We start from the raw sequence: 23979 nt of genomic DNA on the forward strand, positions 1-23979 counted from the left end.
GGCCGGAGACACAGTCCCCGGCCGCCGTCGCGCGTCCGTCAGGTCACTGCTTGAGCATGTTGTCCAGCAGCAGGGCGCAGCGGATCAGGCCGAGGTGGCTGTAGGCCTGCGGGTGGTTGCCCAGCCCGCGCTCGGCCATCGGGTCGTACTGCTCGGGCAGCAGGCCGGTCGGGCCGGCGGTGTCCACCATCTGCGAGAACAGCTCCTCGGCGTCGGTACGCCGCCCGGTGCGCAGGTACGCCTCGATCAGCCACGCCGTGCAGATGTGGAAGCCGCCCTCCCGCCCGGGCAGGCCGTCGTCCCAGTGGTAGCGGTAGACGACCGGGCCGCTGCGCAGGTCCGCCTCGATCCGCAGGACGGTGGAGAGGAAGCGCGGGTCGTCGCCGGGGAGCAGGCCGGAGAGCCCGATCCACAGCGACGAGGCGTCCATCTCCTCGTCCCCGTACGCCACGCTGTAGGCCTCGACGGTCTCGTGCCAGCCGTACTCCAGCACGTTGGCGCCGATGCGGTCGCGCAGCTCCACCCACTCCGGCCGGTCCTCGCCGCCGTGCTGGCGCATCACGTGCAGCGCCCGGTCGACGGTCATCCAGCACATCACCTTCGAGAAGATGTGGTGCCGCGGGGGGAGGCGGGCCTCCCAGATGCCGTGGTCGGGCTCGTGCCAGCGGCGGCGGACCGCCTCGACCATGTTGTCGAGCACCCGCCACTCGTCCTCGCGGACGGAGCCGCGGGCGTCGGCCACGGCCGCGATCAGGTCCGCGATCGGTCCGAAGACGTCGAGCTGGAGCTGGTGGTTGGCGAGGTTGCCGACCCGGACCGGCCGGGAGCCGGCGTAACCGGGCAGGGTGTCGATGACCGCCTCGGCGCCCAGCTCGTAGCCGTCCACCGTGTAGAGCGGGTGCAGCCGTTCCGGGTGCCCGCCGGTGCGCTCGATGCACCCGTCGACCCAGCGCAGCAGCGCCTCGGCCTCCTCGATCGAGCCCAGGTCGACCAGGGACCGCGCGGTCATCGCCGCGTCCCGCAGCCAGCAGTAGCGGTAGTCCCAGTTGCGGACGCCGCCCAGCTCCTCCGGCAGCGAGGTGGTCGCGGCGGCCAGGATCGAGCCGGTGGCCTCGTGGCAGAGCCCGCGCAGGGTCAGCGCGCTGCGGACCACCAGGTCGCGGGCGGTGCTCGGCAGCCGCAGGGTGGCCACCCAGTCCTTCCAGGGCTGCTCGGCCAGGGCCTGCCGCTCGTGGACCGACATCCGGTGGTGTTCCAGGCTGTGCGTGCCGAAGCGCAGCTCCAGCACGACCTGCCCGCCGGCGGCGGAGAGGTCGACTACCGCCTTGGCCGTCTCGTAGCCGCCGTCGTTGGTGACCTGCCACTCGACCCCGGGCGAGTAGAGCGCGACCGGCTCGTTGGAGCCGAGCACCAGCAGGCCGTCGCCGATCGGCTGCAACTGCACCGCGACCTGGCCGAACTCGGGCCGGGGCGCGAACTCCAGCCGGGCCCGGCCCGAGCCGGTGAGCACCCGGACCATTGTCGAGTCGCCGGTCACGACGGCCGGGCCGTCGGGCGTGGTCTCCCTGGCCGGCTTGTCCAGCCAGTCGGTGACGGTCAGGCCCGACCACCGGGTCTCGACGGTCATCGTCCCCGAGCGGTAGCGCTGCCCGAGCGGGATGCCGCCGCGTTCCGGGGCAACGCTGAAGTGCCCGGCGGGGCTGCCGCCGACCAGGTCGGCGAAGATCGCCGCCGAGTCCGGCTTGGGGTGGCAGAGCCAGGTGACCTTGGCCTCGGGGGTGAGCAGGGCCACGGTCCGCCCGTTGGCCAGCATCGAGTGCCGCTCGATGGGGACCGCGCGCTCGCCGAAGAGCCAGTGCCGCCGGGTCTCCAGCAGCAGGCCGAGGGCGCGGGCGGCCTCGATCGGCTCGGCGACCCGGTAGCCGGCCCGGGTGTCGCCGGGGCCGATCTTGATGCCGACGTCCGGCCCGTGCAGGTTGCCGAAGGCGTTCTCGTCGGTGACGTCGTCGCCGATGAAGAGCACCGCGCTGGCGGAGAGCTGGGTGCGCAGCTGGTCGACGGCCGTGCCCTTGTGCGTGGCGACCACCGACAGCTCGATGACCTCCTTGCCCTGGGTGACCGTGACGTCGTCCCAGGTGGCGGGGCCGCTGCGGACCGCCTCGATGGCGGCAGCCGCGATCTCGGGCGCCACCCCGCGGGTGTGCACCGCGACGCTCGCCGGCTTGCGCTCCAGCCGGATGCCCGGGTGGGCCGAGGCGATCTCGCGCAGGGCGTCGCGCAGCCGGGTGCGGACCGCGATCAGCTCGGGGGAGAGCCGCTCGACGAAGCCGATGTCGAACTCGGAGCCGTGGCTGCCGACGAGGTGGACCTCGCTGGGCAGCCGGGAGAGGGCGGCCAGGTCGCGCAGGGCCCGCCCGGAGACCACCGCCACGGTGGTCTGGGGCAGGGCGGCCAGCGCCCGGACGGCCGCCACCGACTCCGGCAGCGGCACGGCCTTGCTCGGGTCCTCCACGATCGGCGCCAGGGTGCCGTCGTAGTCGCAGGCGATCAGGAGCTGGGGTACCCGGGCGATGCGGCCGATGGCCGCCCGCAGTTCCGGGTCCATCGTGCCGGCCGCCGGGGTGACGATCTCGCTGGCGGCGTTCACGCGTCCTCCGATTGAGGCACACCGAGCTCGGTGAGGAAGGACTTCGCCCAGTGCCCCACGTCGTGGGTGCGAAGATGGCGTTGCATTGTCCGCATTCTGCGGCGTGCCTCCGGCTTCTCGACATGCACGGCCCTCAGCAGGGCGTCCTTGACCGCGTCAGGGTCGTGCGGGTTACACAGGAACGCCTGACGCAGCTCGGTGGCGGCGCCGGCGAACTCGCTGAGCACGAGTGCACCGCCCTGGTCGGCGCGCGATGCGACGTACTCCTTGGCTACCAGATTCATTCCGTCTCGCAGCGGGGTCACCATCATCACGTCGGCGGCGGCGTACATCGCGGCGAGTTCAGTGCGACTGTACGACTGATGCAGATAATGCACCGCCGGCACGCCGACCCTGCCGAATTCGCCATTAATCCGGCCGACCTCGCGCTCCACCTTCACGCGTAGTGCCTGGTAGTGCTCCACGCGCTCACGGCTGGGCGTGGCGACCTGCACCATGACCGCGTCGGGAACTGTCAACTTTCCGTCAGCCAGCAGTTCGCGGAAGGCCTTGAGCCGCAACTCGATGCCCTTGGTGTAGTCGAGCCGGTCGACGCCCAGGATGATCGTCTTCGGGTTGCCCAGCTCCTCGCGGATCTCCTTCGCCCGGGCCTGGATCGCCGGGTCGGCGGCCAGCCGCTCCATCTCCTTCGTGTCGATGGAGATCGGGAACGCGCCGGCCTTCACCTGGCGCCCGTCGACCTGGATCATCTGACCCTCGTAGCGCAGCCCGAGCAGGTGCCGGGCCAGCCGGACGAAGTTCTGCGCGGCGAGGCGCTGCTGGAAGCCGACCAGGTCGGCGCCGAGCAGGCCGCGCAGGATCTCGGTGCGGAACGGCATCTGCATGAACAGCTCGATCGGCGGGAACGGGATGTGCAGGAAGAAGCCGATCCGCAGGTCGGGCCGCAGCTCGCGGAGCATCGCCGGCACGAGCTGGAGCTGGTAGTCCTGCACCCAGACCGTCGCCCCCTCGGCCGCGACCTCCGCCGCGGCCTCCGCGAAGCGGGCGTTGACCAGGCGGTACGCCTCGCGCCAGCGGCGCTTGTAGGCGGGCGTCTCCACGGCGTCGTGGTAGAGCGGCCAGATCGTCGCGTTGGACTGGCCCTCGTAGTAGCGCTCCAGCTCCTCCGCGCTCAGCGGCACCGGGTGCAGCCGGATGCCCTCCAGGTCGAAGGGCTCGGGGGCGGCGCCGGTGCCACCGGCCCAGCCGACCCAGGTGCCCTGGTGCTCGGCGAGGACGGGGTGCAGTGCGGTCACCAGCCCCCCGGGGCTGCGACGCCACTGCCGTCCTTCGGGGGTGCTCACCTCGTCGACGGGTAGCCGGTTCGCCACTACGACAAAGGAGCTGCGGACGGTCACGTTCGGCCACCTCCGGGTGCTGACGGGTCAACCGCGAATGAGCGTACTGAGCGTAGCTGCGGCTTCTGGGGCCCCGTGCCGGAGTCACCTACCCTTCCCACGATGGTCCAACCCTCGGGGTGATCTTGTCGATACCCCTGCTCGGAAGCAGGGGTGGCACGACGGGTCCGGAGCGTCGGGGGCGGGGTGATGTGGGCGCGACGCCGCGTACCTGTCAGGATTGAGGATGGCGTGCGTGCGGCCGGCCACCGGCCGGCGGCGGCGGGCGGAGGTCGAAGCCCGCGCCCGCGCCCGCCGACCCCAGTCGCAACCCTACGGAGGTAGCCCGCACCGTGGCCCAGTACATCTACGTCCTGGAAAAGGCGCGCAAGGCGCACGGCGACAAGGTCGTGCTCGACAACGTGACGCTGAGCTTCCTGCCGGGGGCCAAGATCGGTGTGGTCGGCCCCAACGGCGCCGGCAAGTCCAGCCTCCTCAAGATCATGGCAGGGCTGGACAAGCCGAGCAACGGCGAGGCCCGGCTCATGCCCGGCTACACCGTCGGCATGCTCGCCCAGGAGCCCCCGCTCAACGACGCCAAGACCGTGCTCGGCAACGTCGAGGAGGCGGTCGCCGAGACCAAGGCCAAGCTGGAGCGGTTCAACAAGATCGCCGAGCAGATGGCCACCGACTACTCCGACGAGCTGATGGAGGAGATGGGCCGGCTCCAGGAGGAGCTGGACCACCTCGACGCGTGGGACATCGACTCCAAGCTCGAACTGGCGATGGACGCGCTGCGCTGCCCGCCGCCGGACGCCGACGTCACCCAGCTCTCCGGTGGTGAGCGCCGCCGCGTGGCGCTGTGCAAGCTGCTGCTGGAGGCGCCCGACCTGCTGCTGCTCGACGAGCCCACCAACCACCTGGACGCGGAGAGCGTCTCCTGGCTGGAGCAGCACCTGGCCAAGTACGCGGGCACCGTCATGGCGATCACCCACGACCGGTACTTCCTGGACAAGGTGGCCGGCTGGATCCTGGAGCTGGACCGCGGCCGGGCCATCGGCTACGAGGGCAACTACTCCACCTACCTGGAGAAGAAGGCGGCCCGGCTGGCCGTCGAGGGCCGCCGCGACGCCAAGATGAAGAAGCGGCTCACCGAGGAACTGGAGTGGGTCCGCTCCAACGCCAAGGCGCGGCAGACCAAGTCCAAGGCCCGACTCGACCGCTACGACGAGATGGCCAACGAGGCGGAGAAGACCCGCAAGCTCGACTTCGAGGAGATCCAGATCCCGCCGGGCCCGCGCCTGGGCAACACGGTGATCGAGGCGCAGAACCTCAGCAAGGGCTTCGGCGACCGGCTGTTGATCGACAACCTGTCGTTCTCGCTGCCGCGCAACGGCATCGTCGGCATCATCGGCCCCAACGGCGTCGGCAAGACCACGCTGTTCAAGACCATCGTCGGGCTGGAGCAGCCGACCGGCGGCGAGGTCCGGGTCGGCCCCACCGTCTCGCTGTCGTACGTCGACCAGAACCGGCAGGGCCTCGACGGCGACAAGAGCGTCTGGGAGGTCGTCTCCGACGGCCTGGACTACCTCATGGTGGGCAAGGTCGAGATGCCGTCGCGGGCGTACATCGCGGCGTTCGGATTCAAGGGGCCGGACCAGCAGAAGCCGACCAAGGTGCTCTCCGGCGGCGAGCGCAACCGGCTCAACCTGGCGCTGACGCTGAAGATCGGCGGCAACGTGATCCTGCTCGACGAGCCGACCAACGACCTGGACGTCGAGACCCTCTCCAGCCTGGAGAACGCGCTGCTGGAGTTCCCCGGCTGCGCCGTGGTCATCTCCCACGACCGGATGTTCCTCGACCGGGTCTCCACGCACATCCTGGCCTGGGAGGGCGACGACGAGAACCCGGCCAAGTGGTTCTGGTTCGAGGGCAACTTCGAGGCGTACGAGAAGAACAAGATCGACCGGCTCGGCGCGGAGGCGGCCCGCCCGCACCGGGTGACCTACCGCAAGCTGACCCGTGACTAAGAGCGCGGACCGCAGCCGATCATGAGCGACCGCTTCGTCTACCACTGCACCCTGCGGTGGTCCGACCTGGACGCGTACGGCCACATCAACAACTCGCGCTTCCTCACCCTCTACGAGGAGGCGCGGGTGGCGTTGATGTTCGCCGGCGGCCGGGCGTGGGGGGTGGGCTCGTTCGCCGACGGCGTCGTGATCAGTCGGCACGAGATCGACTACGTGCGCCCGGTCGAGTACGCCCTCGGCCGGGCCACCGCGGAGGCCGCCCCCACCGTGCGCATCGAGCTGTGGGTGGAGGAGATCCGGGGCGCGTCCTTCACCGTCGCCTACGAGCTCTTCGACGGCGACGTGCTGGCCAGCCGGGCCCGTTCGGTGCTGGTGCCGTTCGACCTGACCCGGCAGCGGCCCCGGCGGATCACCCCGGAGGAGCGGACGTTCCTGCTCACGTACGCGCCGCAGGGCGGGGTGGCGTGACGGCGCCCGGCGGGCCGGTCGCCCCGGCGGGGGCCGGTGGTGGCGGGACGGTCGCCGGTGGGCACGGGATCGCCGACGCGGCCGACGCGGGGGCCTTCCTGGCCCGCCTCGTCCGGCTGGACGGCGACGCGCCGGTCCGGCTCAGGTCGGCCGGCGCGACGGGCCGTACGGCCCTCTGGGGGCGTCTGCCGTGGGGCGTGCTGGTCGTCCGCACGGTGGCCGGCGACGGCCCCGGCGACGCCACGGTCCCGGCCCGCGAGTTGCTGGCCGAGCTGGCGGCGGGCGGTTCGGCCCTGCCGACGCGGCGGGACGAGCGGTGGCGGTGGCCGCTGCCGCCCGCGGCGAGCCGCCGGGTGGAGACGCTGCCGGGCGTGGAACTGCGGCGGATCGCGGCGGCGGCGGCGGGAGCCCTGCGTGACGCCAGCACCCACGGCGTCGGCGGGCGTGCGGTGGGGCAGCGGGCGCTGCGGGACGCGCTGCTCGACCACGTGCCCGTGGTGGTCACCCCGGAGGACCCGCCCGGCGAGCCGGTCGAGGTGACCCAGCGGATGGTCCAGGGGTTGGTCCGGATGGGCTTCCTGGGACCCGCCGAGGGGTCCGCCGGGACGGTCGGCGGGGGCGACGTCCAGGTGCGAACGGCTGGCCGATGGGTCGGCCTGGTGGGACCGTACGGAGCGATATGGTCGCAGAAGGCCACCGAACTTGCCGTGCGGCCCCTCTGAATTCATCCGTTCGGCTGACCCTCGGTCATTCTTCTGTCCTGGGGCTGCCGTTGGGGGGGTGCTTCAACTCGGCTGTCCGGGTACCGTCCATCCTCGGATCCAACGCACCGTAGGCGAGTGGATCCGCTGGGGAGTGAGGTGCGCGAGCGATGCCGTGGTGGTCATGGCGCCCCGGTCCCGCCAACGGCGGCGGCGACCCGGAAAGGCGGAGCGGGATCACAGTGGAGAGCACCGTCCGGGTCGGACCACCGACCCCACGTCAGCCGGGAGACGACTGCCCGCCGACGGAGCGAGCCGTGATCGCGGACATGTCCGCCACGGTCGAACCGGTCACCCTACGCCGCATCTGCGACGCACTCGACAGGCTCGACGTGCGCTACCTGGCCGACGGCGACGGCAACCTGCTGGCCATGTGGGAGCGGCACGCCGTGCTGGTCACACTGGAGGGTCCGGAGGACGAGATCCTGGTGATGCGGGCCCGTCCACACGCGACGGTGCCGCCGGACTGGGCCGACCGCGCCTACCGCGTGGTCAACGAGTGGAACCACACCCGACGCTTCTGCAAGGCCTACATCGGCGACCCGACCGAGCGCGGCCAGTTGCCGATCTACGCGGAGTTGCAGGTGCCGTTCGGCGCCGGGGCGCACGACGCGCTGCTGGTCGAGATGCTCGACTGCGGCGCGGCGGTCGCCACCAGCTTCGTGGACTGGCTGCACGACGAGGGCGCCCTGCTCTGAGGCGCCGGACGCCCGCCGGGCGATCCGGTGCCCGTGCGAACGCCGAGGGAGCGCCCGGCATCCGCCGGGCACCCGAGGGGCGGCCCGGTCAGGCCGGCCCCGCCGGGTCCTCCATCGCGTTGACCATGAAGTAGGCGGCCCGCTCCAGGTAGTCCCACAGCGCGGTGGCGATCTCCGGCGGCAGGTCGAGCCGGTCCACGGCGCGGCGCATGTGCAGCAGCCACGCGTCCCGCTCGGCGGCGCCGATCCGGTAGGGCGCGTGGCGCATCCGCAGCCGCGGGTGCCCCCGTTGCGCCGAGTACGTGTTGGGGCCGCCCCAGTACTGCATGAGGAACAGGGTCAACCGGTCCGCGGCCGGGCCCAGGTCCTCCTCCGGATACATGGGGCGCAGCAGCGGGTCGTCGGCGACCCCGGCGTAGAACTCGTCCACCAGCTTGCGGAAAGTGGGCTCGCCGCCGACCGCTTCGAAGAGGGTCATCGACGCACCGGGACGGTCGGACTCACCTGCGGCATTCACCGTTCCATCCTGCCAGGTGCCACGTCGGGGCAGCGGGGGGTGCCGGCTGTGGGTCGGGTCACCGCGTGCCGCCGCCGTCCCGCCTCGCCGGGGCGACCGCCCAACGGCCCGCCGGCCCGCCGGACCCTTCCTCCGCGGGCCGCCCCGACGCGCCCGCCGGGGCGGCGGGACCGGCTGCCTGCCGGGGGGCCGCTCCGCCCGCCTGCTGAGCCGCCTCGATCGCCGCGTCGATCGTCGACCGGCTCGGCCAGCGCAGGGCGGCGAGCGTCATCAGCAGCACCCCGACGGCGCTCCACACCCCGACCACGAGCGGGATGGAGTATCGCTCGGCCAGCAACCCGGTGACCAGGACGGCCATGCCCTGGATGACCTGGACGCCGGTCGCCATCACGCCGAAGGCGCGGGCCCGGAAGCCGTCGGGCAGCGCCCGGACGAAGAGCCCGTTGGCCACCGGCAGCATGCCGGCGACGGCGAACCCGCAGGCCGCGGCGAGCAGCGCCACCACCAGGGGCGGCGGGTCGAGCAGGGCGGGCACCAGGGCCAGCGGGGAGAGCACCGCCAACGGCCGCATCAGGCTCAGCCGGCGGTCCGGCCCGAACGCCCGGCTGACGACGAGGCCGCCGAGGATGAAGCCGACGGGGTTCGCCGCCATGATGATCGCCTGGGCGGCGCCGGCGTCCAGCTGGCCGGCGTGCTCGCTCGCCCAGGCGGCGGCGAGGCCCTCCGGCACCACGGAGAAGAGCATGGCGGCGAAGACCAGCACGGCGATGGCCCGCAGCACCGGGGTGCCGAACACGATCTGGAAGCCCTGCGCGGTCTCCCGCAGCAGGTGGCTGCGGTGCGCGGCGGTCATCGCCGTCGGTCGGTCGGCCACGCCGAAGCGGACCAGCGCGGCCGACAGGGCGAAGGTCGCCGCGTTCACCAGGAGCGCGGTGGTCGGGTTGAAGGCGGCGATGGCCGCGCCCGCCAGGTAGCCGACGACCTGGGCGGCCTGGCCGACGCTGCTGATCATCGAGAGCCCGACCACCAGGCGGTCCCCGGTGAGGACCAGGGGGATCAGCGCCGACTTGGCGGCCTGGCTCGGTGGGTTGGCCAGCGTGGTGGCGAAGAGCAGGGCCAGGATCATCGGGACGGGCACGCCGGGGATGGCGATGCACACCATCAGCACCATCCGGACGAGGTCGCAGATCACCATGACCTGCCGGTAGCGGTGCCGCTCCGCGAGGGTGGCGAGCAGGGGGCCGCCGACCAGCCAGGGCAGGTAGCTCACCGCGAAGGCGGCGGCCGAGAGCGCGACGGACCGGGTCTCCTCGTAGACCAGCAGGGTGACCGCGGCCTTGGCGATGTAGTCGCCGATCCAGGAGAGCGCGCTGGCCGTGAAGACGGCGCCGTATTCGCGGTTGGCGAACACCTCGCGGAAGGTTGCCGGCCCTTCCGGGGATGGTCGCTCGTCAGGCACCGTCGCCTCCATCGTTCCCCTGAGCGGGCCACTCGTGATGGACGGCCCGGGAACCGTCGTCAGATCTACGGATCAGCGAGGACGTGATCACGCTCCGGGGGAGCGCGTTGCACCGGATTTTGCCCGATCGTCCGACGAGTGGCTAGGGCGAAGGGGTTGATCGTCGCATCTCCGACTGAACGAACGGACGATACCCGAGGGGCCACCCGGCTCGCGACCCCCGCCGCCCGGCGTTCTGGGCGCCTCAGGTGGCGCCGCCCTGCCCGGTCTCGCCGGGGGTGGGGACCGGCATGCCGGGGTAGAACCGGGCGGCGGCGATCTTCGCGGTGATGCCGGAGTTCTCCAGCGCCTCGGCGAGCCGGCGACGCAGCTCCCGGCCGACGGCGAACTGCCCGTCCGCGGTCGTCTTGACCACCGTACGGATCACCGCGCCGTCGACAGTCATCTGCTCGACGCCCAGCACCTCCGGCGCCTCGACGATCTCCGGCGCCAGGTCGGGGTCGATCGCCACCGAGGCGGCGGCGGTACGCAGCACGGCGGTGGCCTCCTCCGTGCCGGCGAAGCCGATCGGCAGGTCGACCACCACCAGTGCCCATCCCTGGCTCTTGTTGCCCACCCGGACGATCTCGCCGTTGCGGATGTACCAGAGCACGCCCCGCCCGTCGCGGACGGTGGTGACCCGCAGCCCGACCGATTCCACCACGCCGGTCGCCTCGCCGAGGTCCACGGTGTCGCCGACGCCGTACTGGTCCTCGATCAGCATGAACAGGCCGGCGATCAGGTCCTTGACCAGGCTCTGCGCGCCGAAGCCGAGGGCCACGCCCGCGATGCCGGCGCTGGCCAGCAGCGGGGCCAGGTCGAAGCTGAACTCCTTGAGGATCATCAGCAGCGCGATGCCGAAGATGAACGCGGTGCTCAGGCTGCGCAGCACCGAACCGATCGCCTCGGCCCGCTGCCGGCGCCGCTCCGGAACGAACTCGCCGGGCTCGACGGCGGCGGTGGGGATCCGCTCGCGCAGCGGACGCAGCATGGTCGGCACGCCCGCGTCGGTGGTGGTGCGCACCAGCCGGCGGATCGTGCGGTGCACCAGCCACCGGGCGGCGACCGCCAGCAGCAGGATCATCACGATCCGCAGCGGCTTGAGCAGGATCCAGTAGCTGCCCTCGGCGAACCACACCGAGCCGGTCATGTCGTAGACGCTCTTGCAGAGGGCGTCGTCCAGGCAGGTCGGCGACGGGGCCGGATCCGGCGCCTCGACGGCGGGCAGGGCGGGCGGCGTCAGGCTGACAGCGGTCACGCTGTCTTCGTACCCCACCAGGCGGGGCCGGATCCCGCCGACCCTCCGCGGCGTGACTTCGCCCGGCGGCCCGGGGTCACGGCGCCGTGCCTCAGGTGCCACCGCAATAACCTTGAGTACCTCATTCTCGGTTGGCACCCACTTCGGTGCCCGCCACAATCCGCGGAGAAAGTGCACAAGGTTAACGCCGCTGCAAAGATTCTCGCTGAGACCCTTGTCGGAGGCGGTCGCAGGTAGGCCGTGGGCCTACGGAGCCCTTTGCAGTAACTGTGACAGAACCTCTTTACTTGACGCTTGACGTTGTATCGGATCTAGGACAATCGCCCGGCGATTTGTCCGATGTGGGCTTCGCCCGTAATCCGGCCACTGTCTGTGATGTATTGACTACCCTCTTTCCGCGCTCTACCGTCAGAACCCCGAAACCCCGGCGACGGCACAACCGGCGCAGCGAAGGGACGACGTATGCCACAGCTGGACACGGACGTGATGGTCAAGTTCATCGGCCCGTATTCGTCTTGGATGCAATTCCAAAAGAAGACCAACTGGTGCTGGAACGCGACGACGGTCAGCGTCGCGAACTACTACGCCGCCGCAGAGCGTTTTACCCAGTGCCAGCTCGCCACCCCGGTGATGGACCAGATCTTTGCTGAATGGCACGCACAACACCCTGATCAGCCGACGTACGACTGTTGTGCGCCTGACGGCGGCCCCTGGGACTGCAACAACGGCCACTGGCCGGACGAGGCGGCGCTGCGAGTGGCCGGGCACGATGTTCCGGTTCCCGCCGGTGAAGACCCTGACAAGTTCTCCCGTGACACCAACACCATCACCTGGGGTGAGCTCAAAAGGTTCAACGCGTTGACGAAGGAAGAGGTCAAGGCGGAGATAGACGCCGGACGCCCGATCGTCATGAACATAGGCTGGCGCGGTGGGCTCAGCGGCCACATCGTCAACATCTGGGGGTACAGCTACCGAGCAGGCAGCAACGAACTGGTACACGTATTCGTGCATGACCCCTGGGAGGACACGGGAGGGCAGCACGACGGCTTGGAAGACAGCCCCATCCTCTGGGTCGAATGGGACACGCTTTTCGGCGGGTATCCAGGCGGCGTGAACGGCACATGGAACCGAACTTTCAAGACTCGGAGAAACTAGCCCAAGAGAGGTTCGCAATGCCGTTGAACATGCCTGAGCCGCCGGGTCGGATCCGGGAGGAAGCGCGCTCCAAGCTCGGCGATGTCGCCAGGGCTGGCGGGGGCGGTCCGAAACTGCTGGGCGAGGTCGCCCCGGAAGACGTGGAGGTGTCCACCCCGCACCAGGTGTTCGTCCTGGCACCCGACGATATCGAGGCCGATGGCGGTCTGGAGCGGGCGCAGCCGGTAGGGTGGCGCTTCCTGCTGGAGTCCGGCGGCAACGTGATCGCCGGCGCCGAAGTCTCCGAGACGCCGGAACGCACCTTCCCGCCGAGTTTCTACCGAAGCTCATCGGTGGGAGCCACTGCCACCGCGATCAAAGCCGCGCGGGCCCTGCCGCAGCTCGAAGCGGCCGGGTTCGACCTGCGACTCCTGCGGATCCCGGAGCTCTACCAGATGGCCCTGTGGCTGCACTCGCCCCACACCGACCTGCTCATACCGCTAGCACCCTCCCCAATCGGAAACGAAGGCAAGATCACACCACCATCCGTGTTCTTCCGGGAACTCATCGCTGCGGCCCGCGATTACAGAGCCCGCCGAGTCCCCAGCCCCGGAGACGGCCCACGAACGCCACAGCCGCCGGCAGGTAGAAATAGGAACCCGGGTCTACCGGGTCGTTAGCTGGAGCGTGTGTTCGGATTTCCTTCACCTGGTCAAGCGGCGGGCCGCTTGCGGCCCGCCGCCGCGTCAGCTCCGGTCCGCGCATGCGGCCTGGCGGCCGGTCACGTCCCGGCGCACGCGGCGCGGTATTGGAGAGGCATGGACACGGCTGCGAGCAGCCGGGCCGGCGGCGATCACCGCCGGGAGCACGAGCAGTTCTGGCGCCAGCCTCGACCGGACGTGCGCGGCGGTGGACACGACGGGTGCGCCGGGGTGGAGCCGGCTGGGCTCGTCCCGGCGTCGGAGTGCCCTGGCGCGATCTTCGGCCGTGGAGCGTGCGAGCTTGGCGTCATCCGCGCCGCGAGCAACACCACGACGGGTACCGGAAGAGTGCCACTGTCGTGCGGAGCACCCCATGGTGAACCGGCCGGCTCCGCAGCCACGTCCCGTCACGGTCCTGAAGGACCTGCTGGAGATCCAACCACTAGACGCCTCGGGGGCGTTCGATCTTGCGCAGACGTACGCTTCCGCTGTTCTGAACCACGCCCACAGCAGCACGCTAGGGGCAGGCGGAGTGCGACCGCGACCAGCGGGGCTAGCGGATCTTGACATCAGCGTTTCGAGGGGGCTTGCCTCTTCACGTCAGGCACTCCAGTGATCTTGACTTGGCTTGATCAATCTTATCAACTTCAATGCATAAGCAAGATCGTCGGGCAGAGGTCCGGCACAACGTGAGATCGAAAACGGGTGTAAAACGTCGAGAGTCGCTGAGGGCCCCGCCCTGCTCAGGGGCCAGATCTGCCCGTTTCCGGGTGATGCTCACTTGGCTTGTCACATTAGTGCGTGCAATCCGGGAGCCGATCAGGGACGATGGGCGCACGGACGTCGGTGATCCGGCCGGCGTCGGCCGTGGTGGGCGACTGCGCCCGTTTCCGGTCGGCGGTGGCGAGCAGGGGGCCGCTGAACCGGGAGGGTGAACGCGATGCCTGACATACGACCCACGGTGGGCTCCGGTGCGCTGGTCCTCAACGCCACCTACGAGCCGCTGTGTGTCGTGTCGGTGCGCCGCGCCGCCATTCTCGTGCTCTCCGCGAAGGCGGTCTGCGTCGCCGACGGCGACGGCATCCTGCACAGCGCCCGCGACGCGCTGCCGGTGCCGTCGGTCGTCCGTCTCACCCGCTTCGTACGCGTGCCCTACCGCACCCACGTCGGGCTCTCCCGCCGCGCCATCTTCGCCCGGGACGGCTGGCGGTGCGCCTACTGCCGGGGTCCGGCCGAGACCATCGACCACGTCTTCCCGCGCAGCCGGGGCGGCCGGCACGCCTGGGAGAACGTCGTCGCGGCCTGCGCCCGGTGCAACCACACCAAGGGCGACAAGACGCCGGCCGAGCTGGGCTGGCGGCTGCACGCGCTGCCGGCGGCCCCGAAGGGCACCGCCTGGCGGGTGCTCGGCCACCGGGCGCCGGACCCCCGCTGGTCCGACTGGCTCGACCTGCGCGAGCCCGAAGGCCGCCTGAGCCGGGAGCCAGAGGCCGCCTGACCCGTCGCCCGCGCCCGCACGACGCGGCGCGCGGGCGGGCCGGTCAGGCGGTGCGCGCCCGGACCAGGGACGCGAAGACCACCACGTTGTCGGCGTACCCGGTCTGCCCGCCCACCCAGCGCCCGCCGCAGGTGATCAGGCGCAGCCGGGGGCGGTCGAAGTCGCCGAAGACCTCGTCCACCGGCAGCCGGTCCTTGTCGAAGCGCTCGACGGAGTCCACCTCGAAGACGGCCACCGAGCGGTCCTGCCGGGCGACCTCGATCCGGTCGCCGTCGTCCAGGTCCCGCAGTCTGTGGAAGACCGCCGGCCCGCTGGTCGTGTCGACGTGCCCGACGATCACCGCCGGGCCGTACTGCCCGGGGGTCGGCCCCTGGTCGTACCAGCCGGCCTCCTGGGCGCGGGCGGCGTCCGGCACCGCGATGCTGCCGTCCGGGGCGATGCCGACCCCGTGCACGGGCGCCCGGACGTCGATCGGGTCGATGGCGATGCCGACGGGCCGGCTGGCGGGCAGCACCGGGAACTTCTTCGGCGCGGGTCGCAGCCCCGCGAGGAACCGCTCCGGCAGCACGCTCACGCCGGCGATCCGCTCCACGCCGAGCATCGTGACGATCAGCGCCATCAACGTCCCGATCACCAGGACCGGCAGGCCCGGCCCCCGCCCCGGGGCCAGCCGGCGGCGGCCGACCGGGATCCGGCGGTACCGGGGCCGGGCGGGCAGCGGACCGGCGGCCGGGTCGGTGGTGGCGACGCTCGCCGACACCGCCTCCCCGGCCACCCGGCGCAGCCGGCGGGCGGTCGCGGCCGCCGCCCGGCGGGACGCCCGCAGCGCCCGCCGGGTGGTCGCCCGGACCCGGCCCGGATCCGATCGCCTGGTACGCCTCAGGGAGCCGGCCATGGCGACGGCGGGTCAGGAACCGGACCCGGTCCGGCGGCGGTTGCCGAAGAAGCCGAAGCCCACGGCAAGGGCCACGACCGCGAGGCCACCGATCATCAGCATCGAGCCGGTGCCCGAGACGCCGGCGGTGCCGCCGCCCCCGGTGGCCGGGCCCTTGCTCGGCTGCTCCATGTTCAGCACCGTGAGCGTGGTGGTCGCGGTCTTGCCGTTGTCGCAGCGCAGGTCCACCGGGTAGTCGCCGGGCTCCTTGCTGCCCGGGATGGCGACCTGGCCGGTCAGGAAGCCGTTGTCCGGTCGTAGCATCACCCGCCCGAAGGCGTCGGAGTGCACGTCGGCCTGGCGGTTGTTGGCGTTGTCGCAACCGGCCCGGATGCTGACCCGGGTGCCGGCCTGCGCGCTGTTGGGCACCACCTCGACGAAGGTGTTCTCACCCGCCCAGGCGGGTGCGACGGTCGTCAGGACGAAGGCCCCGACCAGCCCCAAGACGGTCAGAGCGCGGGTCAGGGCACGTTGGAACGCTGTGAGCACCGGCATGATCCCCCCTTCCGGTGACGATCACCGGAATCCTCCCCGGGCAACAGGGGCCTGCTTTCCCGCTGGCCGGGGGGCAAACCCGGGGCAGGTCAGCGCGGCCGGTCGGCGGGGGGCAGCGGGGTGACGGGCTGCCATTCCAGCGGGGTGGAGAGCACCATCGTGCTGGACGGCTGGCCGTACGGGGCGAGCCGGTCGATGACGCCCTCGAAGTCACCGATCGACCCGGCGGCCACCTTCAGCATGCTGCACGCGTCGCCGGTGATCCGGTGGATCTCCAGGATCTCGGGCCAGTTCGCCACGTCCGGGTCGTGCAGGATGCACCGCGCCCCGTAACAGGACATCCGGATCAGCGCGACCACGGTGCGGCCGGCCCGGGTCAGGTCGACGTGGGCGTGGTAGCCGGTGATCACCCCGGACTCCTCCAGCCGGCGCACCCGCTCGGCCACGGCCGGCGGCGACAGGTGCACCCGTCGGGAGAGTTCGCTGAAGGAGAGGCGCGCGTCGGCCTGCAGTTCCCGCAGCAGCGCCCAGTCCATGTCGTCCATGAGGCGACCTTACTTTCTCGAAGCCGAATCCGGCTCATGCCTTCTGCGTAGCAGGTCAGACGGGGTGAGCGCCGTTGATCCGGCATTCCATCCGGGGGTTCCGCCGAGAGATCATGTCGACATCCCGAAAACGGCCGACCGTCGGCCGTCCCGGGTGACGGAGCAGAGGGAGGCCACCGGTGGAGCAGACGGACGTGCGCGTACCCGCCAAGGCGGCGGTGCGCCCGGTGACCCCGCGGCAGCGCGCGGCCCGCGCCGCCCGCAACGGCGGCGAACCGACGCTGGAGTTCGCCGAGCGGGTGCCGTACGACGCGTACGTGCACGCCAGCACGCTGCACAAGCTGCAGCAGCCGCTGAGCGACGACCCCGGCGAGATGTCCTTCCTGATGGTCAGCCAGATCATGGAGCTGTACTTCAAGCTGACCTGCCACGAACTGCGCGAGACGCAGCGGCTGCTGCGGGCCGACCGGGTGTGGGACGCGCTGGCCCCGCTGCGCCGCGCCGCGCTGCACCTGGAGGGGCTGAACGCGGCCTGGAACGGGCTGCGCTGGATGACCCCGGCCGACTTCAACCGGTTCCGCAACCTGCTGGGCGAGGGCTCCGGCTTCCAGTCGGCGATGTACCGCCACCTGGAGTTCCTGCTCGGCCTCCGCGACGAGACGCTGATCCGGCCGTTCCGGCGGCAGACCGACGTGTACGCCGAGCTGCGCGCCACCCTGGCGGCACCGAGCCTCTGGGACGACGTGGTCGCCCTGCTGGCCCGCCACGGCCACGAGGTTCCGGCCGACCTGCTGGACCGGGACGTCAACGCCGAGCACCAGCCGCACGCCGCCGTGGAGGCCGCCTGGGTGCGCATCTACGCCGAGCCCGGGCCGGAGAACCACCTGCGGATGCTGGGCGAGGCGCTGACCGAGGTGGCCGAGCAGTTCGGCGACTGGCGGCAGCACCACGTCAAGGCGGTGCAGCGCACAATGGGCGCCAAGGTGGGCAGCGGCGGCTCCGCCGGACTGGCGTGGTTGCAGCGGAGCATGGCCCGGGTGGTCTTCCCCGAGCTGTGGTCGGCCCGGACAGCGATGTGACCCGAGAGCGAGACGACCCCATGACCACCCCCGCATCCGATCCGTCCGGTTTCGCCGCCGGTGAGGCCGAGGCGCGCCGCCTCGACGCCGCCGATCCCGGGCACCGCCACCTGTTCCACGTGCCGCCGGCCGACGGCGGCCGGTACCCCGAGGCCGCCTACCTGGCCGGCAACTCCCTCGGCCTGCAACCCCGGGCCACCCGCGACGAGCTCGCCGCCGACCTGGACGCGTGGAGCCGCCTCGGCGTCGAGGGACACCTGGAGGGCGAGCGCCCCTGGCTGCCGTACCACGAGCTGCTGACGGCGCCGGCCGCGCGACTGGTCGGCGCCGCCCCGGCGGAGGTCGTGGTGATGAACTCCCTGACGGTCAACCTGCACCTGCTGATGGTCAGCTTCTACCGGCCGGCCGGGGCGCGCACCCGGATCGTCATCGAGGACAGCACCTTCCCCTCGGACAGCTACGCCGTGCGCAGCCAGGCCCGCTTCCACGGCCTCGACCCGGACACCACGGTCGTCCGGCTGCGCCCGCGCGCCGGCGAGGACACCCTGCGCACCGAGGACGTGACCGCCTACCTGGCCGCCGAGGGCGACACGGTGGCGCTGGTGCTGCTCGGCGGGGTCAACTACCTCACCGGTGAGCTGATGGACATCCCGGCCATCACCGCCGCCGGCCGCGCGGCGGGGGCCGTGGTCGGCTGGGACCTCGCGCACGCCGCCGGCAACGTCCCGCTCGCCCTGCACGACTGGGACGTCGACTTCGCCGCCTGGTGCTCCTACAAGTACCTGAACTCCGGCCCCGGCGCGCTGGCCGGCGTCTTCGTGCACGAGCGGCACCTCGGCGACCCCGACCTGCCCCGCTTCGAGGGCTGGTGGAGCACCGAGGCGGCCACCCGGTTCGAGATGACCCCGGTCTCCCGGCCGCCGGCCACCGTCGAGGCGTGGCAGATCTCCAACCCGCCGATCTTCGCGATGGGCCCGGTGCGGACCTCACTGGAGCTCTTCGACTCCGTCGGGATGCCCGCGCTGCGCGAGCGCAGCGTCCGGCTCACCGCCTACCTGGCGGGACTGCTGGACGAGGTGACCGCGAACCGTCCGCTGACCGTGGTCACCCCCCGCGAGCCGGAGCGGCGCGGCTGCCAGCTCTCGGTGCGCATCGGCGCGGGCAGCGCGGCCGGGCTGGCCAAACGGCTGCGGCACGAGCACGGCGTGATCGCCGACGCCCGGGAGCCGGACATCATCCGGTTCGCCCCGGTGCCGCTCTATTCCACGTTCCACGACTGCTGGCGGGTGGCCGGGTCGCTGGCCGCCACGGTGGAGGTGAACTCATGGTGAGCGCGAGGAGTGAGCCGGGGTTGCGAGCCCCGCAGTCGCGAACGGAGATGAGCTCATGACCGACAAGCGGGACGAGATCGCGGTGGTCGGCGCGGGCCTGGCCGGCTGCCTGCTGGCCTGCTTCCTGGCCCGGCGCGGCTACCCGGTGGCGCTCTACGAGCGGCGGCCCGACCCGCGCGCCGGCACGGTGGAGCGGGGACGCTCCATCAACCTGGCGCTCTCCGAGCGGGGCCTCGACGCGCTGCGCCGGATCGGCCTGGACGAGCAGGTGCTGGCCGACGGGCTGCCGATGCGCGGCCGGATGATCCACCCCGTCGACGGCGAGGCGCAGTTCCAGTCGTACAGCGCCGCCGGCGACCGGGCGATCAACTCGATCAGCCGGGGCGCGCTGAACAACGCCCTGCTCGACGCGGCCACCAGCCTGCCCGGGGTGCGGGTCGCCTTCGACCACCGGCTCGTCGGGCTCGACCCGACCAGCGGCGAGATGACCTTCGAGACCCCGCAGGGCACGGTCGCGGCCACCGCGTCGGTCGTCCTCGGCGCCGACGGCGCCGGCTCCGCGGTGCGCGGGCAGCTGCTGGCGTACGGGCTGCTGACCGAGAGCGTGGACTTCCTCGACTACGGCTACAAGGAGCTGACGATCCCGCCGCTGGGCGGGGACTTCGCCCTCGACCCGGAGGCACTGCACATCTGGCCGCGCGGCACCTCGATGATGATCGCGCTGCCGAACCCGGACCGCTCCTTCACCTGCACGCTCTTCTGGCCCACCCACGGCACCGCCAGCTTCGCCTCGCTGGGCAGCCCGGCGGCCATCGAGCGGCACTTCGCCGAGCACTACCCGGACCTGCCGCCGCTCGCCCCGGGCCTCGTCGACGACTACCAGCACAACCCCGTGGGCGTGCTCGGCACCGTCCGCTGCACCCCCTGGCAGGCGTACGGGAAGGTCGGCCTGCTCGGCGACGCGGCGCACGCCATCGTCCCGTTCTACGGCCAGGGCGCGAACTGCGCCTTCGAGGACGTCGTCGAGCTGGACCGCTGCCTGGACGAGTGCGTCGACGACTGGTCCGAGGCGCTGCCGCTGTTCCAGCAGCGCCGGCAGGACAACGCCGAGGCCATCGCGCAGATGGCGCTGGCCAACTTCGTGGAGATGCGGGACAAGGTCGCCTCGCCGCTGTTCCAGGCCGGCCGGAAGGTCGAGCACGCGCTGGAGCGGGTGTTGCCGGGCCGGTACGTCTCCCGCTACGAGCTGGTGTCCTTCTCGACCACCCCGTACGCGGAGGTGCGTCGCCGGGTCCGCCGGCAGCACCGCCTGCTCGGGGCGGTGGCGGCCGGCGCCGTGGCGCTGCTGGCCGGCGCGGTCGGCGTGGCGATCAACCGAGGGAGGCGTCGATGACCGTCACCTGGGATCCGCGGCTGATGGCCGGGACGGCGCCCGACGGCCCGCCGCTCCTGCGCAATTTCGTCGGTGGTGAGTTCGTCGATGTGGGGCGGCGGTTCACGAAGCGCAGTCCGGTCACCGGTGAGCCGGTCTTCGAGGTGGTGGAGGCCGACCAGGGGTGTGTGGACGACGCCGTCGCCGCCGCGCGGGCCGCGCTGCGCGGGCCGTGGGGCCGGATGGGGGAGCGGGAGCGCGCCGAGGTGTTGCGTCGGGTCGCCGACGAGTTGGAGCGTCGCTTCGACGACCTGGTCACCGCCGAGGTCGCCGACACCGGCAAGTCGATCTCGCAGGCGCGCACGTTGGACATTCCGCGTGGTGCGGCGAACTTCCGTGCGTTCGCGGAGATCGTGGCGACCGCGCCGACGGAGTCCTTCACCACGGTCACCCCGACCGGCGGCCGGGCACTGAACTACGCGGTGCGTAAGCCGGTGGGTGTGGTGGCGGTGATCGTGCCGTGGAACCTGCCGCTGCTGCTGCTCACCTGGAAGGTGGCTCCCGCGCTGGCCTGCGGCAACGCCGTGATCGTGAAGCCCAGCGAGGAGACGCCCGCCTCGGCGACCCTGCTCGCCGAGGTGATGGCCGCCGCCGGGGTGCCCGACGGCGTGTTCAACCTGGTGCACGGCTTCGGGCCGGATTCGGCCGGCGAGTTCCTGACCCGCCACCCGGGGGTGGATGCGATCACGTTCACGGGTGAGTCGTCCACCGGGAGCACCATCATGAGGGCGGCGGCCGAAGGTGTTAAGGCGGTCTCCTTCGAGTTGGGTGGCAAGAACGCCGGTGTGGTCTTCGCCGACGCCGACCTGGACGCGGCGGTGGCCGGCTCGGTGCGGTCGAGTTTCACCAATGGTGGTCAGGTGTGTCTGTGTACCGAGCGGATCTATGTGCAGCGGCCGGTGTTCGAGGAGTTCACGGCGCGGCTCGCGCAGCGGGCTGGTGAGCTGTCGTTCGGGTGGCCCGCCGACGAGGCGACGGTGAACATGCCGCTGATCTCGCATCAGCATCGCGACAAGGTGCTGGGCTATTACGACGTGGCCCGTGGTGAGGGTGCGCAGGTGCTGACCGGGGGTGGGGTGCCGGCCTTCGGTGATGCGCGTGATGGTGGTGCGTATGTGCAGCCGACGGTGTTGACGGGGTTGGCTGCGGGGGCGCGGACCAATACCGAGGAGATCTTCGGGCCGGTGGTGCACGTCGCCCCGTTCGATGACGAGGATGAGGCGTTCGCGTTGGCGAACGGCACGGAGTACGGGTTGGCGGCGGCGGTGTGGACGCGGGACGTGGGTCGGGCGCATCGGGCCGGTATGCGGTTGGACGCGGGGATCGTGTGGGTGAACACGTGGTTCCTGCGTGATCTGCGGACGCCGTTCGGTGGGGTGAAGGCGTCCGGGATCGGGCGCGAGGGCGGCGTGCACTCCCTCGACTTCTATTCCGAGTTGACCAACGTCTGCGTGGACCTGACATGACCGGACGCGGCGAGTGCATCGGTGACGCGGGCGCAGTGGGCGTGGCGAGCACATCGGTGTCGCGGAGTGTCCCGGCGGCGGCGAGCGGAGTGGGGAGCTGACATGAGCGTCGATTACGAGGCGGCGGCCCGGGAACTGGTCGACGCGCGGGAGAACGGCAAGCCGTGTCCGCCGCTGCGCGGGCGGCTGCTGCCGGAGGGCGACGTCACGTCGGCGTACCTCGTGCAGCAGCTTCAGGTGCGGCAGTGGTTGCAGCGCGGCCACCGGCGGGTGGGCGCGAAGGTCGGGCTGACGTCGCGGGCGGTGCAGGAGAGCTTCGGTGTCTTCCAGCCGGACTTCGGGGTGCTGCTCGACGACATGGCGGTGCCCGACGGGGCCGAGGTGCCGATGGGCCGGCTGCTCCAGCCCCGGGTCGAGGCGGAGGTCGCCTTCGTCCTGGGTGCGGATCTGCCGGACGAGCGGATCACGAGCGCGGACGTGATCCGGGCGGTCGACCACCTGTTGCCGGCGATCGAGATCGTCGACTCGCGGGTGGCGGGGTGGGACATCTCGATCGTGGACACGGTGGCGGACAACGCCTCCAGCGGCCTGTTCGTGCTGGGCACCACGCCGCGTCGGCTGGCGGATGTGGACCTGCGGTTGTGCGGGATGGTCCTGGAGCAGGCCGGGGAGCCGGTGTCTGTCGGCGCAGGGGCGGCGTGTCTGGGTAATCCGTTGCATGCGGTGCAGTGGTTGGCGCAGACGATGGCCCGCTCGGGGGATCCGCTGCGTGCCGGGGACGTGGTGCTGTCCGGGGCGCTCGGCCCGATGGTGCCGGTGACGCCCGGCGCGGCGTACGAGGCGCGCATCTCCGGCCTGGGCTCTGTCCGCACCTGCTTCTCCAAGGAGGCGTCGTGACCACCGGTGTGGCGGTGATCGGGTCGGGCAACATCGGCACCGATCTGATGATCAAGGTGTTGCGGTTGTCGGAGTCGCTGCGGATGGTGGCGATGGTGGGCATCGATCCCGACTCCGATGGTCTGGCGCGGGCGCGCAGGCTGGGTGTGGCGACGACCGCTGAGGGTGTGGATGGCTTGGTGGCGATGCCGGAGTTCGCGGATGTGGAGTTGGTGTTCGATGCCACGTCGGCGGGCGCGCACCGGCGTAACGACGCGGTGCTGGCCGCGCACGGTCGGCTGGTGGTGGACCTGACGCCGGCGGCGATCGGTCCGTATGTGGTGCCGCCGGTGAACCTGGACGAGCACCTGGGCGAGCGCAACGTGAACATGGTGACGTGTGGTGGGCAGGCGACGGTGCCGATCGTCGCCGCCGTGGGTCGGGTGACGCCGGTGGCGTACGGGGAGATCGTGGCGTCGATCGCGTCGAGGTCGGCGGGGCCGGGGACGCGGGCGAACATCGACGAGTTCACGGAGACGACGGCGCGGGCGATCGAGGTGGTCGGTGGCGCTGGTCGTGGTAAGGCGATCATCGTGTTGAATCCGGCGGATCCGCCGCTGTTGATGCGCGACACGGTGTACTGCCTGTGCGAGGACGCCGACGCCGATCGGGCGGCGATCGCCGGCTCGGTGGCGGGGATGGTGGCGGCGGTGCAGGAGTACGTGCCGGGGTACCGCCTGAAGCAGGACGTGCAGTTCGACCGGGTCGATGCGTACGTGCCGTCGTTGGGTCGGCGCCTGCGCGGGTTGCAGGTGTCGGTGTTTCTGGAGGTCTCCGGCGCGGGCCACTATCTGCCGGCGTACGCGGGGAATCTGGACATCATGACGTCGGCGGCGCTGCGCACGGCGGAGCGGCTGGTGGCGGTGCGTTCCGGGGCCGCTTCGGGGGTGCTGTCGTGACTGATCTGTACATCCAGGACGTGACGTTGCGCGATGGCATGCACGCCGTGGCCCACCGCTACACGGTCGAGCAGGTCCGCACGATCGCGGCGGCGTTGGACGCGGCCGGGGTGGCGGCGATCGAGGTCGCGCATGGTGACGGGCTGGCTGGTTCGAGTGTGAACTATGGCCATGGTGCGGCCAGTGACGCCGACTGGATTGCGGCGGCGGCCGAAGTCATGACGAATGCGAAGCTGACCACGCTGCTGCTGCCCGGGATCGGCACCATCGCCGACT

21 protein-coding genes and 1 pseudogene are annotated in these 23979 nt (G+C 71.5%); 14 read left to right on the forward strand and 8 right to left on the reverse strand.

The genetic code is table 11. The annotated features are described in order from the left end of the window. Positions 1-43 precede the first annotated feature (43 nt). Positions 44-2605 (reverse strand): trehalose-phosphatase, encoded by a 2562-nt coding sequence (gene otsB / locus RM555_RS27040; protein WP_396888850.1) that lies wholly within the window; start codon positions 2603-2605, stop codon positions 44-46. A gap of 38 nt (positions 2606-2643) precedes the next feature. Next, complete coding sequence (locus tag RM555_RS27045) at positions 2644-4044, reverse strand: alpha,alpha-trehalose-phosphate synthase (UDP-forming) (RefSeq protein WP_132239329.1); 1401 nt, start codon at positions 4042-4044, stop codon at positions 2644-2646. A 332-nt stretch (positions 4045-4376) separates the two neighbouring features. Here RM555_RS27045 and ettA point away from each other — a divergent pair, with 332 nt between their 5' ends. The 4 genes from ettA to RM555_RS27065 all read left to right on the forward strand — a co-directional run bounded on the left by ettA (position 4377) and on the right by RM555_RS27065 (position 7980). After that, complete coding sequence (gene ettA / locus RM555_RS27050; protein ID WP_311414377.1) at positions 4377-6053, forward strand: energy-dependent translational throttle protein EttA; 1677 nt, start codon at positions 4377-4379, stop codon at positions 6051-6053. A 21-nt stretch (positions 6054-6074) separates the two neighbouring features. Beyond that, complete coding sequence (locus RM555_RS27055) at positions 6075-6521, forward strand: acyl-CoA thioesterase (RefSeq protein ID WP_311414378.1); 447 nt, start codon at positions 6075-6077, stop codon at positions 6519-6521. Continuing rightward, positions 6518-7243, forward strand: coding sequence for a hypothetical protein (locus RM555_RS27060; RefSeq protein WP_396888849.1), 726 nt, complete (start codon positions 6518-6520; stop codon positions 7241-7243). The genes RM555_RS27055 and RM555_RS27060 overlap by 4 nt, the downstream gene beginning before the upstream one ends. A gap of 149 nt (positions 7244-7392) precedes the next feature. After that, positions 7393-7980, forward strand: a complete 588-nt coding sequence (locus tag RM555_RS27065) for a type III secretion system chaperone family protein (protein WP_311414379.1) — start codon at positions 7393-7395, stop codon at positions 7978-7980. A gap of 88 nt (positions 7981-8068) precedes the next feature. Here the strand turns inward: RM555_RS27065 and RM555_RS27070 are convergent, their stop codons facing one another. The 3 genes from RM555_RS27070 to RM555_RS27080 all read right to left on the reverse strand — a co-directional run bounded on the left by RM555_RS27070 (position 8069) and on the right by RM555_RS27080 (position 11274). Continuing rightward, entirely contained in the window at positions 8069-8458 is a 390-nt protein-coding gene (locus tag RM555_RS27070) for a globin (RefSeq protein ID WP_192581484.1), read from the reverse strand. A 97-nt stretch (positions 8459-8555) separates the two neighbouring features. After that, positions 8556-9968, reverse strand: a complete 1413-nt coding sequence (locus RM555_RS27075) for an MFS transporter (RefSeq protein ID WP_311414380.1) — start codon at positions 9966-9968, stop codon at positions 8556-8558. A 232-nt stretch (positions 9969-10200) separates the two neighbouring features. Continuing rightward, positions 10201-11274 (reverse strand): mechanosensitive ion channel family protein, encoded by a 1074-nt coding sequence (locus tag RM555_RS27080; RefSeq protein WP_396888851.1) that lies wholly within the window; start codon positions 11272-11274, stop codon positions 10201-10203. A 441-nt stretch (positions 11275-11715) separates the two neighbouring features. Here RM555_RS27080 and RM555_RS27085 point away from each other — a divergent pair, with 441 nt between their 5' ends. The 3 genes from RM555_RS27085 to RM555_RS27095 all read left to right on the forward strand — a co-directional run bounded on the left by RM555_RS27085 (position 11716) and on the right by RM555_RS27095 (position 14586). Beyond that, positions 11716-12408 carry a papain-like cysteine protease family protein gene (locus tag RM555_RS27085; RefSeq protein ID WP_311414381.1) on the forward strand — a complete coding sequence of 231 codons (693 nt, stop codon included), beginning with the start codon at positions 11716-11718 and terminating at the stop codon, positions 12406-12408. A 17-nt stretch (positions 12409-12425) separates the two neighbouring features. Continuing rightward, the gene (locus RM555_RS27090; protein WP_311414382.1) at positions 12426-13067 is read left to right on the forward strand and encodes a hypothetical protein; all 642 of its coding nucleotides are present in this window, start codon (positions 12426-12428) and stop codon (positions 13065-13067) included. Positions 13068-14028: 961 nt separating this feature from the next. Next, a complete protein-coding gene (locus tag RM555_RS27095) occupies positions 14029-14586 on the forward strand; it encodes an HNH endonuclease (protein ID WP_132239323.1) in 558 nt (185 codons plus the stop codon). Between the two features lie 43 nt (positions 14587-14629). On the opposite strand, the gene RM555_RS27100 is transcribed toward RM555_RS27095, so the two are convergent. From RM555_RS27100 to RM555_RS27110, 3 genes are all read right to left on the reverse strand, one after another. Next, positions 14630-15481 carry a class F sortase gene (locus RM555_RS27100; RefSeq protein WP_311414383.1) on the reverse strand — a complete coding sequence of 284 codons (852 nt, stop codon included), beginning with the start codon at positions 15479-15481 and terminating at the stop codon, positions 14630-14632. Positions 15482-15493: 12 nt separating this feature from the next. Beyond that, positions 15494-16015 carry a hypothetical protein gene (locus tag RM555_RS27105; protein WP_311414384.1) on the reverse strand — a complete coding sequence of 174 codons (522 nt, stop codon included), beginning with the start codon at positions 16013-16015 and terminating at the stop codon, positions 15494-15496. A gap of 89 nt (positions 16016-16104) precedes the next feature. Continuing rightward, positions 16105-16560, reverse strand: coding sequence for an Lrp/AsnC family transcriptional regulator (locus RM555_RS27110; RefSeq protein ID WP_311414385.1), 456 nt, complete (start codon positions 16558-16560; stop codon positions 16105-16107). Positions 16561-16739: 179 nt separating this feature from the next. On the opposite strand from RM555_RS27110, the gene RM555_RS27115 reads away from it, so the two are divergent. The 7 genes and pseudogenes from RM555_RS27115 to RM555_RS27145 form a co-directional block, all read left to right on the forward strand. Beyond that, positions 16740-17639 carry a tryptophan 2,3-dioxygenase gene (locus tag RM555_RS27115; protein ID WP_311414386.1) on the forward strand — a complete coding sequence of 300 codons (900 nt, stop codon included), beginning with the start codon at positions 16740-16742 and terminating at the stop codon, positions 17637-17639. A gap of 20 nt (positions 17640-17659) precedes the next feature. Then, complete coding sequence (gene kynU, locus RM555_RS27120) at positions 17660-18970, forward strand: kynureninase (protein ID WP_311414387.1); 1311 nt, start codon at positions 17660-17662, stop codon at positions 18968-18970. Between the two features lie 55 nt (positions 18971-19025). Next, positions 19026-20363 (forward strand): FAD-dependent oxidoreductase, encoded by a 1338-nt coding sequence (locus RM555_RS27125; protein WP_311414388.1) that lies wholly within the window; start codon positions 19026-19028, stop codon positions 20361-20363. A 23-nt stretch (positions 20364-20386) separates the two neighbouring features. After that, positions 20387-21868, forward strand: coding sequence for a 2-hydroxymuconic semialdehyde dehydrogenase (locus tag RM555_RS27130; RefSeq protein ID WP_311414397.1), 1482 nt, complete (start codon positions 20387-20389; stop codon positions 21866-21868). A 102-nt stretch (positions 21869-21970) separates the two neighbouring features. Continuing rightward, positions 21971-22765, forward strand: coding sequence for a 2-keto-4-pentenoate hydratase (locus tag RM555_RS27135; protein WP_311414389.1), 795 nt, complete (start codon positions 21971-21973; stop codon positions 22763-22765). After that, positions 22762-23703: an acetaldehyde dehydrogenase (acetylating) gene (locus RM555_RS27140; RefSeq protein WP_311414390.1), complete on the forward strand. Its 942-nt coding sequence runs from the start codon at positions 22762-22764 to the stop codon at positions 23701-23703. The genes RM555_RS27135 and RM555_RS27140 overlap by 4 nt, the downstream gene beginning before the upstream one ends. Then, positions 23700-23979, forward strand: a pseudogene (locus RM555_RS27145) (4-hydroxy-2-oxovalerate aldolase); the annotation flags it as partial. The gene RM555_RS27140 and the pseudogene RM555_RS27145, both read left to right, overlap by 4 nt.

The sequence above is a fragment of the Micromonospora reichwaldensis genome (genome assembly GCF_031845925.1).
Taxonomy (GTDB): domain Bacteria; phylum Actinomycetota; class Actinomycetes; order Mycobacteriales; family Micromonosporaceae; genus Micromonospora; species Micromonospora reichwaldensis.